The following is a 13,398-nucleotide window of genomic DNA, read 5'->3' on the forward strand; positions in this document are numbered from 1 at the left end:
CCACCTTGGAAAGGGCTTTTTTGTGCTTAAGCTGAACCGGTAGCCGTAACCTCCGCCCGCCGCTTGGGGTTAGATCGAGTTCACCTCTGGTCTTGTTTTTCTGATGCAATACGATGTGCTTATCATTGGCGCGGGCAGTGCCGGCCTTTCGGCCGCGCTCACCCTGGGCCGCTGTCTGCGCCGGGTGCTGGTAGCCGACGGCGGCCTCCCCCGCAACGAAGCGTCGCCAGCGGTGCACGGCTTTTTCACCCGCGACGGCATTGCGCCGGCCGAACTGCTGCGGCTGGGCCACGAACAGCTACGGCCCTACGATTCCGTGGAAGTGCAGGCGCTGGAAATCGACCGCATTGCCCAGGAAGGTCGAAGCTTTCGGGCCACGGGGGTTAATACCGTTACCGATGCTCCGATCACCATCGCGGCCCGGCGGGTACTGTTGGCTACCGGAGTGGCCGACATTCTACCCCCCTTGCCGGGCTTTCGCGAGCTCTGGGGCCGTGGCGTACTGCACTGCCCGTACTGCCACGGGTGGGAAGTGCGCCAGCAGCCCCTGGCGGTGTACGGGCGCGGGCGGACCGTGACGGGCCTGGCCCTGCTGGTGAGCCGCTGGAGCGCCGACGTGGTGGTCCTGACCGACGGGCCCGGCTATCTCACGCCTAATGCCCGGCGGCGCCTGCGGCGCCATAAAATCAGCATTCGCGAAGAGCGAATTGCCCGGTTGGTAGGCACGCCCGACAACGAGCTGCAATGCGTCGAATTCATCGATGGTAGTCAGTTGCCGCGTACGGCCCTGTTTCTGCACGCATCCCAGCACCAGCGCAGCACCTTAGCCGTCCAGCTGGGCGCACGCCATACCAGCAAAGGCGCCGTTCGGGTCGACTCGGCCATGCAAACCACTATCCCCGGCCTGTACGCCGCAGGCGATACCACCCCGGGCACCCAACAGGCTTTGCTGGCGGCAGCGGCCGGCAGCAAAGCCGCCATCGTTATCAACGAAAGCCTGACCCGCGAGGAGTGCCCCCGGTAAGCCGTTAATGACGGAGCGTGTCGACGCGTACATTAGACTGAACAATGGGTGTGCTATTCGCTGCGGGCGGCTGGGCCAGCTCCGGCCGCCCATGCGCCGGTTTAAGGGCTTTGCTCCCAATGGGAGCCAGCCAGCCGCCCCTATTCCAGGGCCCGGCTCCGGAATAGCAGAAAGCCCAGGTGCCCGTAAATGCTGAAGCGGCGGGCCGGGTCGTCGTAGAACAGGCCGTGCACGGCCAGCGGCCCCACCGGAGTTTGGAAAACCAGGCCCGTGCTGGCCGTGAGCCGGGGCCGTTCGATGCCCTCGGTTTTGACGGCGCGCTGGTCTGCGCCCGGTCGTAAGGGCCGGTAGTTTACGTGGGTGAATACTTCGGTGCGCCATTCCAGCCGGCCCAGAAACGGCGTAGTGTAGCGGAGGCCGGCCCCGGCGTAGTGCGACGAACGGTAATTGTCCAGAAACGAAGTACGGCCATCCGGCAAAGGCGCGAATACCGGGGCCGTAGTGATGCTGGAGCGGTAATTAGCAAACTCGTCCTGCCCGCTGGCCATCAGTTCAGCGTAATAGCCCCAGGCGCGTTTATCGCCTTTCAGCGGGAAGTATTGCTCAACGGTAGCCCGCAGCTGCACCCACCGGTGGTTTTGCGACAAGCTAGGCAAAGTAGAAGTACTGCCCCGGTTATAGGCCTCTGAGCCGCTGACGCCCCGTGCCGTCACGACCACGCGCTTGCCACTGGTGGCGTACTGCTTGCGGTCGAGCGAGTTGCGGGCGAACTGCAGGGCTACGGTACCGCCCCGGAATCGGGTTCTATCCAGTTCCGTATCGCTTGATATTTCGGCCACGTTAGCATAGTCGTCGCTCAGGTAAAAAGCACCGACATCGAGCAGCAGGCGGCTGCGGTAGTTAGGGCTGATGCCTACCTGGGTTCCCACTTTGGTATCTTGCTGGAGTACCTGCGTGTTCAGCACATTGCGCCCGAGCAGGCCGCTGGTGTTTTGGTAATCCCAGCGGTTGTAGGTAATAGCGGGCTCCACGTAAAAGGGGAGCCGGCTGGGCACGTTCACGCGAAAACTGGCCTGGGCTCCGTTATAAAAGCGTCCCAGGCTCACGTTGGCCCGGGCCGAGTACAGCAGCCGGCGCAGGTAGCGGTACTCGACGCCAACGTACAGGTTGTCGAGCGGGCGGTTGCTGAGCACGAAGCCGACTTCGGCCGACACGTTATTGTTTTTGCGCGCGTCCACGCTCATCACGTACCCTTGCTGAGCGGGGTCATATTTGATGCGCGGATAAATGTTGCGGAAAAAGTCATCCGCCGCCAGCTGGAAGTAGCCCTGCTCCAGCTCGTCGATGGTGTAGGTGCTGCCCGAGCGTCGAAAGAACTGCTGGGCATAGGCATTCTGTTGGGGGCGCAGGCCCTGCACCTGCACCTGCACGAAGCGCGGCTTAGGGGCGCCCGCCTGAAACGCTTGTCGACGCTGTTGCAACTCCAGCGTGTCGATGCGGCGCACGATGCGCTTTTTAATGAGTGCCAACTGTCGCTGTACGGCCGTGTCGCCTTTGGCAATCAATTCCCGCACCCGGGCGAAATCGGTGCCGCCAAAGCCTTCCAGATTAGGCTGAATGTAAATTCCGTTTTTGCCTACACTCAGCGTATCGGCTACGTTGGCCCCCAGAAAGAGCAGCGTGCTGGTGAGGAGGGCATCGTCTTGCTTGAATGGATACTTCTTGTACGCCACATCGCCCACGTTAACCCCGATGATAATGTCAGGCGCAAACTCGGTGCGCATTACATCGGTCGGGAAGTTGTTGTAGATGCCGCCATCGAAAAGGTAGCGCCCGTCGGGGTTGCGGATGGGGCGGTAGGCGAGGGGCACGCTCATGGAGTTGCGCACGGCATCGGCCAGCGAGCCGGCTTTTTGCACCACCTGCTTGCGCGTGAACACCTCCGCCGCCAGGCAGCGGAAGGGAATGAACAACTTATCGAAATCGTAGTTGGCCCGCGCGGCGGCGGGCGCCAGCGTGCGGGCCAGGGCAAAATTGAGGTTGAGGTCGTTCACCAGGTTGGTGCTGACGCGGGCCCTCAGGGTGGAATCGAGCGCCACTCCCACCCGCAGCGCCGACGGGGAGGGCTCGGCCGTTAGGTAGTTAAAGGTTTTGTCTTCGGTTGGTTTGCCGCTCACCCAGTTCTGAAACTCGGGCGAGAGCATCAGCTGCTCTATTTCGCGCGGCGAGTAGCCGGCCGCATACAGGGCGCCCACAATGGAACCCATGCTGGTGCCAATAATGTAGTCGATGGGGATGCCGTTCTTTTCCAGCGTCTTTAACACTCCTACGTGAGCCAGGCCCTTGGCTCCGCCCCCACTGAGCACCACGCCCACGCGCTGGGCCTGAGCGGAAAAACCGAAGCTGCCTGCCAGTAGCACCAGCAGAATTCGAGCGAAAAAATGCTTCATATGTTTAGAAGAGGAGCCACTCCCGTAGGGAAGCCCGGTGCGTAAATTACGCTAAGGGCCTGCCTAAGGATATCAGCCGGTTAATAAAAAAAACGGCCAAAAGTCAAAAGCAATTTCGCCGTGTGGGAACCATGCTCTGGCTGGCGCCTTCACCCGGGGCCGCAATCAAAAATTTCACCAAAATCGCAGATCCGGGTGGAGAAAGATATAGATCGAAATTTCGGCCACTGTACCCGGCAGCCAGGGTTAGCCCTTGCGAGCCAAGCCAAGTGACGCTGTCGCGGTTTGCCGGGTTTATCCTCCCGCGTTCCGCCACTTCTCGCTGACTTATGCGGAGGCCCCGCACAGCCCCGGCTCGAAGGCAACGTCCACTAAAGAGACTAAGGAACCGGTCTTGGTCAGGGAGTCTTCACCAGCTCGTGGGTGACTATTGCGTAGTTGCGGCCCTTGGTGTCGTGAGTAGTAACGGGCGCGTCATCTGGTAGTCTAGGCTTACTATTTCTTGAAGATAACGTGTACGGCCGGTAGCAACAGTCCGAATCCGACCACGTAGCTCTAGCCGAGCTTATCAGGTTTGAGGTAGAGGATGGCCGCCGCCGTAAAAGCCCCTTGTGGGTGAGGCAAGGGGCTTTTACTTATCGTGGTTCTAACTGGAAAAGCCGACCCCGGCTATTCCCGCACCACGCGCTGGCTTAGTTTGATGCCAGGGCCGCGTACCATCAGCAGGTAGGTGCCGCGAGCCACGTGGGCGAGCGACATGGAATGGATCTGAGCTCCGGCGAGCGAGGTGTTCAGTACCTGGCGGCCGATGGCATCCAGTAGCGTAACCTGGTACTCCCCACTGGGCAGGGCGCTCAGGTCCAGGGCACCGGCGCCGGTGGTGGGGCTGGGGTGGAAACCCAGGGCTTGTGGGCCAGTGAAGGGTACCGTCTCCACGGGCGAGTAGCTGGCCTTGCCATCGGTATTGACTTGCCGCAGGCGGTAATACACCGTGCCCTTGCGGCCGGCTCCGGCGTTGGCGTCGGTGTAAGCATAAGCGGTGGACCGAATGGTGGTACCCTGGCCGGCCACGCGACCTACCCGCGTAAAATCCTGGCCATCGGTGCTGCGCTCCACGTCGAAGTGGGCGTTGTTCTTTTCCGAGGCCGTGCGCCAGGTTAACTGGGCATCGAGGTTGCGCCCGGCGCGGGCTTCAAACGAAACCAGTTCCACCGGCAGGGGAGTTTTGGTGATCGGGATGGTAAAGGTGGCGATGTTACTGCCCGAGCCGCTCAGGTCAGTGGCGCTATACGTAAACACGGCGTCGCCCGCATAGCTGCTCTGAGGATCAAACTTCAGTTGGTTGGCCAGCGCCACGGGAATAGTCTGGCCCACGGTGACTGGTGAATTGTTCAGGTACAGAGTGCCACTTGCCGTGGGCGGCAGAGTTTGAATGGTGAAAAAGTTCACCGCCGACCCATTCAGGATGGTGGCGCTGAGTGGAGAGACCGCTAGGGCCGGCGACTGGTTGCTCAGGCTGGCATTGTTTACATTGTTAGCAACGAGCAACACCGTGCACGTGCCGATGTATAAATCATCGATGCCGAAGTCGTTGCCTTCGATTGACTTGTTCACATCCCGGATTTCTACCACGGCGCTGGTCTGGGTACCCGAAAACCACAGGTCGGAGATGCGCACGTAATTATTCTGGGTGGTGGGCAGTGTCGTCACCGAGGAGGTCGACTTGCCATTAATCACGAAGCCGAGCTGGGCCGGGTTTTGGGAGTACAGACTACTAGCGTAGGCCGAGAAGCTATAGTAGGTGTTGGGCCGTACGGGCACCGTTTGCGCATAGATGATGCTTAAATTCTGCGAGCCATTCACCATCATAAAGTTGTCGCTCGGGCCGGTTCGGCCGGTGCCAACGAAGAGCGAGTGGTACGAAGCGGCATTGCCGCCGACCATGTACGAAGCCGCAGGTAAGTCGTTGCCGTTAAAGGGCGTGGAAGTTGGTCGGTAGGTATAGCTCGACGAGAAGCCGGTGTTGCCACTTGTAAAGCTAGGGTTGGTTAGGAGGTTACTGCCGGTGCCAAGGATGCAAACCAGGTCGGCATCGTACACGTTCAGCCTTACCGTGGAGCTATTCGAGAAGCGGTTGGTGACGATGTCATACGTGAAGCTGTCGGGCCCGAGGTAGCCCGTGACGGGCGTGTAGGTATAGCTGCCGTTTTGGTTGAGTACGACGGTGCCATGCGCGGGCTGCGATATGAGCTGCGCATTAATAGCTTGGTTAGCTGGGTTGGCATCGTTGAGGGTGACGTTTCCCGTCTTGGCCGTGTTGCGCGGAACATCGTTGGTGTCGTCCTCGGTTATGATGAACGTGGGGTTGGTTACGCTCACGGAGAGAGTTGCGTAGTCGAGGGCCGTATTGCTGCCTTGGCTGGTACTGGTGCCCACGGTGCTGCTCATCAAGTAGAAGTTGCCATTCGCCGTGGAAGGGGCGGTGAAGCTGAAGGTGTAAGTGTTCGAACTACCACTCGGCATCACTGCTAGCGTTGTAAAGGTGATGGTATAGTTTGAGGCGTTGTAAGTAGCCACACCGGACAGGGCCGCCTGTTGGGCCGCCGTCATGGACGCGTAGACCGGCAGAGTAACCTGCCGCGTAACGTTTTCAGCCGAATTTGGGCCGTTGTTGGTGAAGGTGACCGTGTAGGCGCCCGATGGCAGGCCCCCGCCGAGCGTGGAGGCGACCGGTGTCCCAAATTGGGACGGCCTAGTGGTGTTACCTACTAAGGTGGTCGTCACGTCCGCAACGTCAGCAAACGCACCGGCTACCGACCGGCTGGTTCCCGTACCGGTGAGGTGGCGGTCAGGGCTCAGGGGAGAACGGCTGTCAGGGGCGTCGTTTTCAGTGGCCCCATCGTGGGCCGCCGGGGCCACCTCCGGCACCGCTGCGGGCATAGAGGCTGAAGCAAGGCTGGCATTGCCCGCCGTAAAACCTGAATCGAGCAGAAGATTCCGCGCCCGGCTCATCCCAGGGATGATTAGCATGAGCAGCAACAAAATAAGTAGTCGTGTAAAAAAGATCATCATTTGATAAGAAAAAGTGGGCTAAAGTGATAATTCTATTCGAAGAAATCCGTGCGGAATCCCAACCGAAGGTCAGAAATTGCTCTATGCCAAGAGTGGATTAGCAGTAGCACTTGCTATATCAATGAGTAACAGGCTACTTTTTTGGAAAGATACATGAATTATTTTTTATGGAAAAAATAATTTGGTCATCCAATCTACAATTAATAATACAATATCCCATAAAATAGCCCCAATCACCTGCTAGCGAGTTACTGTTCCTGCTATCTATTGCTCTATCAATCAGGATTCAACCAGTTTCTCCGTCGAAGCAGCGCCAACAACTACAGGTACCGCTCGGGCTCCGTATATCCTCGGTCTGAAGGCAGCTTCCACCAAAGGAGCCAGGGCAGCGGAACGCGCATAGGTGAAGAAACCACCACCAACTTGCGGGGGGCTAGCTCAGCGTTGCAGGTTCCGGGAGGGCTAACGGGGCATCATACGCCCGGGCCTACCATTTCTTGAAAATAACGTACACGGCCGCTATCAGTAGCCCGAAGCCGACCACGTGGTTCCAGCCTAGCTTATCGGTTTTGAAGAGGAAGACGGCACACAGCGTAAACACGGTGAGCGTGATGACTTCCTGCAGCACCTTGAGCTGGAACAGGCTGAACGGACCACCGTTTTCCTCGAACCCGAGGCGGTTGGCGGGCACCTGCAGCACGTACTCGAACAGGGCCAGGCCCCAGCTTACCAGAATAACCCCACCCAGCCCCAGCTTGGCAAACCACGCCATCTTCTTGAATAAGTGGAGGTGCCCGTACCAGGCCAACGTCATAAACAGGTTGGCAATGGTAAGCAGGATGAGAGAGTAAACGCCTTTCATAAAGAGGAAGCCGACTGAATTCGAGCGGGTAAATTAAGGTCAAAAGCAGGTTTCAGTTGTCCTTGTTATAGTTTAGGCCACTGGCTGAGCCGGGGCCAGGCCCAACTGCGGGGTACTTCCGCGGCGGGCGCCCTCCCATTAACCAGCTTATGCTACCCTCTAAATCAACCGCCGTTATCAGCAGCAATTCTATGAACCCAGCGACTACTTTGGACCCCGGCATTGGCGAAAAATTCTCGCGTCGTACCAAGCGAGCCATCAACCACGACGGTTCTTTCAACGTGCGGCGCCGTGGTGGGCCCCACCGCCACGACCCCTATCAGTGGCTCATCCAGATGGACTGGTGGCCCTTTATTGGGGTGGTTGTGGTATTTTTCGGCTTGCTGAACACGGCTTTCGCCCTGGCCTACCTGGCCCTGGGCCTGGACAACCTACCCGGCGTGACGGCTCCGCACAACTGGTGGCAGGACTTCCTGAGCGCCCTGTTTTTCTCGATCCAAACCTTTACTTCCGTGGGCTACGGCCACGTGTACCCCGGCAGCAACGGTACCGGATTCGTCTCCAGCCTCGAAGCCCTGGTGGGGGTGCTCACCTTTGCTTTGGCGACGGGCTTGCTCTACGGGCGGTTTTCGCGGCCCACGGCCCGCATTCATTTCAGCCACCGGGCCATCATCAGCCGCCGGGCCGATGGCTTGCCCTGCCTGCAGTTTCGCATTGCCAACCAGCGCTCCAACATCCTGATTGACTTGCGGGCCCGCGTCCTCCTCAAAACCGTGGACCCGGTTACCAACAACCAGCAGTATAACCTTCTGCCGCTGGAGCGCGATTTCATCAGCTTTTTCCCGCTGAGCTGGACGGTGGTGCACGACATTACGCCCGATAGTCCGCTCCACGGCCTGGGCCCGGCCGACTACGAAGCCCAGAGCATGGAAGTCATCATTCAGCTAAAAGGGTACGACGACACCTTCGCACAGGACGTGCATGCTCGCAACTCCTACACGCACGACGAAATAGAGTGGGACCGCCGCTTTATCCGCGCCTACGAGGTGGGCGATGACGGCATCGCCGTGGTCGATTTAGATCAGCTGCACCTCACCGAACCGCTCGAGCAATGAGCAAATGAAGTAGCCTGCCTCGCTGGTTATTATTCACCTGATTCGACTATTCACTCCTCGTGCCCCGGTGCGCTTACCAGTGGTGCGGCGGCCGCTTCTTTCAGCTCGCGCTCCAGCTGCTGCTTTTCCTTTTCGGAAGGCGTGCGGGGCAGTTGGCTCAAATCGGGCGAGCCAGCATCGACCCAGCACGTAAACCAAAAGTTGCCGATGAGGGCCGCTGCGTAGCGCATCTGCCGCTCAACCTGCCCATTCAGCCGGGCATGGTAGGCCCGGCTGAATTCCCGTGAATACGCCCGGACCGTTTGGCTGCCGCGCTGCTCGTAGCCGAACTTGCGGTCTTCGGAAAACTGAGCTGTTACGTCTTTTTCAAACCGTAGCACCGAGTCTACGGCGGCGTGTGAGCGAGCTACCGCCACCCAGATGGTTTTGGTGGGGTCTTCAATGTACCTTGCTTGGCCGCTGAACAAGTCGTAATCGGTACTGAGCAGCTCGGGCAGCCGCGACTCCCACAGGCCGTGGATGCCGCGCTGGCCAGTGAGCTGGCCGTTGTAGTTTCGGGTGGTGTGCAGCGGCACGCAGGCATCGGCAATGTAATGGCCCATATCGGCCGAGAGGCGCAGAATGCGGTCGGTATCGTGCGCTTTGAAGGCCGCGGTGAGCTGATTTTTCATGCTCACTATGTTCCAGGGCACGATGCCGTGGCGCAACAGGGAGTCTTCGCCGTAGCGGGCAATGGCATCGGCGTAGTGGCGGGGCATTTTATACTCAGCGCTGTCGCCGTAGCGGTCCACGTCGAGAAAGTGCTTGGGCGCTTCGCCGGGCACCACCGTGCGCCGCGAGTCGGGCCGGGTGGCATTGGTCGTCAGGTACTCAATGTTGGCTTTATAAAAGCCAATCATGCCCGGCGGCAGCGTGTACACGGCCAGCCGGTTCAGCAGCCGGTGGCCGAAGAACCCCCACGCCCGGACCTGGCGGGAGAAGAACGGCAAGCCAAGGAATAATAGCAATACATATTTTTTCACGAATAACAAGGTACGGGAAACGCGCGCAAAAACAAATCGCGGACTCGTATCCTGCCATTTCATTGGCTTGGCTCCGCTTGCTGATTTTCTTAATTTAGGGGCCTCACCCCCCAGCCCCCTCTCCGGGGGAGAGGGGGAGCCAGATCGATGAATGCAGTGGTACAGCAACCACAGAGCGGCAGCTCTCTCACGGGCGTAGAGTTCCTAAGTTGCTCATCTCCAGTATAAAAAGATTGACAGTCAATAGATTAGAGCTATACTACGGTCTGTGTACTTGTCGTCTGGCTCCCTCTGCTGAGGTTTCGCGCCTGAAGCGGACCGGGGTCGTACCTGGTAGGGGTCACGTGAGGTTTCGCCTGGTAGAGATTACCGAAGAGGGGCCGGTACGCGGTGGGTGGTATTTCGCCCGGTATACAGCGGTTACCGCCGTTTGCCGTCGCCGGCGAACTTCATTCGGTAGTCGTGTTTTACGTCGCCCTTGCTGATGCGAGTGAGTTTGCCTTTGAGCAGCTGCTTTTTGAAGGCGGAGAGCTTATCGGTAAAGAGAATGCCTTCGAGGTGATCGTACTCGTGCTGGATGATGCGGGCGGCCATGCCCGAAAATGCCTCCTCGCGCAGTTGGCGGTTCTCATCCTCATAGCGCAGTACGATGTCGGCTGGGCGGCTCACCAGCTCGCGGACGCCCGGAATGCTCAGGCAGCCTTCTTCGAACCCCCATTCCTCGCCGGTTTCACTCACCATCACGGGGTTGATAAAAGCCCGTTTTATGGGTGGCTCCGGCATCTCGCCTTCTTCCAGCTCGGCCAGGTCTTCTTCGTCCAGCTTCACCATGGGCCCCGAGTCCATCACGAACAACCGCACGCTCTTGCCAATCTGGGGCGCGGCCAGGCCCACTCCGTGGGCGTAGTACATGGTTTCAAACATGTCGGCAATTAGTTGCTGCAAGTCGGCGGCGGGCAGGTCGGCGGCCAGGTTTTTGGCTTTAGTTTTCAGTACCGGGTCGCCAATGGCGACGATGGAGTAAATCATGGTGTAGTTATCGGTTATTCGTGGTCAATTGTTAGCGGAGAGCCGTCGTCAGGGTATCATCAGCTGCAGCCACTGAGGGGCCAACGGCTATCAACGAGTAAGCGGCGGCTAAACATCGCGCATCAGCGGCGACTCAAGAAACGATTGAAGAATGATAGTCGCGCTGATGCGGTCCACGGTGGCTTTGTCGCGGCGGGCTTTTTGGCCGAGGCCCCCGGCCAGCATGGTAGCGTGGGCCATGCGAGAGGTAAACCGCTCGTCGAACTCGTGGACGGGTACGTCGGGCAGCTCCCGGCGCAGGCGGCGTACTAGGCCCACTACGGCGCTGGTTACGTCGGTGGGCTCGTTGAGCAGCGTGCGCGGCATGCCCACTACCACGGCCCGCAACGGCTCGCGCTGGTGGTAAGCCAGCACATATGCCACCAGATCCTGGCTGTGAATGGTTTCGAGCGGCGAGGCAATCAGGCACAGGGGGTCGGTAACCGCCAAGCCCACGCGCTTGTTTCCGTAGTCGATGGCGAGGATGCGGCCCATGGGTCCGGCTGGGTAAAGTAAACGAGTAAGGTCGTAGCAGGAGTTGCTCTCGCAAAGATACGGCAACGGAAAAGCCCTCAACTTATTCAGCCCGCACGGGCCCCGGCCCATCTACCGGCAGGCGGCCGGATGCCAGCCCCAAAAGGCTTGGCTCAGCGGGTAATTAAGGCGCTTTGCCGGAAGCCACTTAGCGCTTTCCGGATAAAGTTATAGATTGCGTTCGTGTTGGTTTCAAAGGCCGTAGGCCCGCATAGCTTGGAGCAGGCCCGTAAATCAGCCCTTTATTTGGTAACTTTAGCCAATAATCTGCTAAGCCGAATGCCCCCGCCATGTCCTCCTTTTTTCTGCTAACCAGGAAAATTTAAAACAGTTTGGAAGGTAATGTCATTCTATTTTACTCGTTAGCACCTTTACGCAAGTATGCCCACGTCTTCGTCTGCTGCCTCAGAAACCGGCCGTTCCGCGGCCCCACGGGGGCGCGGGCGGCTACGGCAAGCCGGCCGGCTAGTGCTGGCCCTGGGCTGCGGCCTGCTGGTGGCTACCAATCCATTTCAGCCTTCCACTGAAAACCCCGAGGCCACGGCCCGGGGGTATCTGCGCTTCAAGGAAGTCCTGAGCTACGTCGACCGCGACTACGCCGATTCGGTCGACACCGAAGCGCTGGCCGACTACGCCGTGCAGCAGATGCTGGAGAAGCTCGACCCGCACTCGGTTTACATTCCGGCCCGCGACCGGGAAAAGACTGATTCTTTCCTGCAAAGCGATTTCGATGGGGTCGGCATCGAGTTCAACCTGTTTCGCGATACCATGACCGTGGTGGCCCCGCTCAGTGGCGGCCCGGCCGAGCAAGCCGGGGTGCAGCCCGGCGACCAAATTCTGAGCCTGGGTGGTAAGCGCGTTTCGGGGGCGCGCCTGAGCACTGCCCGCCTCACCGAGCTGCTCCGGGGCCCGAGCGGCAGCAGCGTCAGCATCGAGCTGCGCCGCTACCGCTTGGCCCGTCCGCTGAACCTGACTATTGCCCGCAGCCGCATTCCCAATGCCTCGGTTGATATCGCGTATTTGGTCGACGACCAAACGGGCTACATCAAGGTTAGCCGCTTTGCCTCGAACACCTACGATGAGTTTAAGACGGCTTTAGTCAACCTGCGTCACCAGGGGCTCACCCGCCTGGTGCTGGATTTGCGCGGCAACCCCGGTGGCTACCTCGACCGCGCGACCCGCCTGGCCGATGAATTCATCGCCGGCTCGCGCAAAATCGTGTACACCGACGGCAAGGGCGAACAGTATGATGTGCAAACCTACGCCCGCGTGGCCGGCGAGTTCGAAGAAGGTGCCCTGGTGGTGCTGGTCGACGAAGGCAGCGCCTCGGCCGCCGAGGTGGTTGCCGGGGCCTTGCAAGACCACGACCGGGCTATTCTGGTAGGGCGGCGCACGTTCGGCAAAGGCCTGGTGCAACAGCCCATTGCGCTGAAAGATGGCGGTGAGCTGCGTCTTACCATTGCGCGGTACTACACCCCGGCGGGCCGCTCCATTCAGAAGCCCTACGGCGCCAACTACGCCGAGTACAACCAGGAGCTCACCGGGCGCTCCGCCCGCGGCGAGCTGGCTTCGGCCGACAGCACCCACTTCGCCAAAGAGCTGCGCTTTCGCACCGACCACGGCCGCACGGTGTACGGCGGCGGCGGTATCATGCCCGATGTGTTCGTGCCGCGCGACACCCTGGCGCATTCCAGCTATTTCACCAATCTACTGAGCCACGGGGTCGCGCGGGCTTTCGCGCTCTCGTTCTACCAGGCGCACAAGGCCGAGCTGGAAGGCCTACGGTTCGAGCAGTACAACGCGACCTTTCGCATCAGCGATGCGCAACTGGTTAGCCTGGCCGCCCAAGCCTCGCTGGCGGGCATAACGACTAATGTTGGCGCGGTGCGCCGTTGTGCGCCGCTGCTGCGCAACCAGCTCAAGGCCTACATTGCCCGCAGTGCGTACGGTCCTTTGGCTTACTACACGGTTCTCCGCGAGCAGGACCCGGAACTGCAGCGCGCCTTGCACCTCGTGAGCGACAGCACCGCGCAGCTGGCATTGCTGGGTAAATAAAGGGAGTCGATTATCGCGTGGGCCGCCCCGTGCGGGCCCGGCCGGAGGTAAAACGGAGGTCTGTAACTACCACGCACTTTTCGAAAGCGGTGGGTTTACCTAGTAGGGCCTGGTGAAATAAGATAAAATGCAAATTATCTATAGTTTGTGTGCGACAGGCTCGAGGTTCGATGAGGAGTTGGGCCCGCCACCCTTT

9 protein-coding genes are annotated in these 13,398 nt (G+C 59.6%); 3 read left to right on the top strand and 6 right to left on the bottom strand.

The window, feature by feature from the left end; genetic code table 11:
* Positions 1 to 103 precede the first annotated feature (103 nt).
* On the top strand, positions 104 to 1,024 hold the full coding sequence (locus tag IC235_RS04380; protein ID WP_191003969.1) for an NAD(P)/FAD-dependent oxidoreductase: 921 nt from the start codon (positions 104 to 106) through the stop codon (positions 1,022 to 1,024).
* 140 nt (positions 1,025 to 1,164) lie between these two features.
* Here the strand turns inward: IC235_RS04380 and IC235_RS04385 are convergent, their stop codons facing one another.
* The 3 genes from IC235_RS04385 to IC235_RS04395 form a co-directional block, all read right to left on the bottom strand.
* Complete coding sequence (locus IC235_RS04385; protein ID WP_191003970.1) at positions 1,165 to 3,474, bottom strand: patatin-like phospholipase family protein; 2,310 nt, start codon at positions 3,472 to 3,474, stop codon at positions 1,165 to 1,167.
* Between the two features lie 669 nt (positions 3,475 to 4,143).
* Positions 4,144 to 6,504 carry an Ig-like domain-containing protein gene (locus IC235_RS04390; RefSeq protein WP_191003971.1) on the bottom strand — a complete coding sequence of 787 codons (2,361 nt, stop codon included), beginning with the start codon at positions 6,502 to 6,504 and terminating at the stop codon, positions 4,144 to 4,146.
* A gap of 529 nt (positions 6,505 to 7,033) precedes the next feature.
* Complete coding sequence (locus tag IC235_RS04395) at positions 7,034 to 7,408, bottom strand: DMT family protein (RefSeq protein WP_191003972.1); 375 nt, start codon at positions 7,406 to 7,408, stop codon at positions 7,034 to 7,036.
* 149 nt (positions 7,409 to 7,557) lie between these two features.
* Here IC235_RS04395 and IC235_RS04400 point away from each other — a divergent pair, with 149 nt between their 5' ends.
* On the top strand, positions 7,558 to 8,523 hold the full coding sequence (locus IC235_RS04400; protein WP_191003973.1) for an ion channel: 966 nt from the start codon (positions 7,558 to 7,560) through the stop codon (positions 8,521 to 8,523).
* A gap of 50 nt (positions 8,524 to 8,573) precedes the next feature.
* On the opposite strand, the gene IC235_RS04405 is transcribed toward IC235_RS04400, so the two are convergent.
* From IC235_RS04405 to ruvX, 3 genes are all read right to left on the bottom strand, one after another.
* Positions 8,574 to 9,545: a zinc dependent phospholipase C family protein gene (locus IC235_RS04405; protein WP_317173532.1), complete on the bottom strand. Its 972-nt coding sequence runs from the start codon at positions 9,543 to 9,545 to the stop codon at positions 8,574 to 8,576.
* A 420-nt stretch (positions 9,546 to 9,965) separates the two neighbouring features.
* A complete protein-coding gene (gene def, locus IC235_RS04410; protein ID WP_191003974.1) occupies positions 9,966 to 10,574 on the bottom strand; it encodes a peptide deformylase in 609 nt (202 codons plus the stop codon).
* A 108-nt stretch (positions 10,575 to 10,682) separates the two neighbouring features.
* Positions 10,683 to 11,108 (bottom strand): Holliday junction resolvase RuvX, encoded by a 426-nt coding sequence (gene ruvX, locus IC235_RS04415; protein WP_191003975.1) that lies wholly within the window; start codon positions 11,106 to 11,108, stop codon positions 10,683 to 10,685.
* Positions 11,109 to 11,528: 420 nt separating this feature from the next.
* Between ruvX and IC235_RS04420 the strand changes: the two genes are divergently transcribed.
* Positions 11,529 to 13,202 (top strand): S41 family peptidase, encoded by a 1,674-nt coding sequence (locus IC235_RS04420; protein ID WP_191003976.1) that lies wholly within the window; start codon positions 11,529 to 11,531, stop codon positions 13,200 to 13,202.
* Positions 13,203 to 13,398: the final 196 nt, after the last annotated feature.

Source organism: Hymenobacter montanus, assembly GCF_014699115.1.
GTDB lineage: Bacteria > Bacteroidota > Bacteroidia > Cytophagales > Hymenobacteraceae > Hymenobacter > Hymenobacter montanus.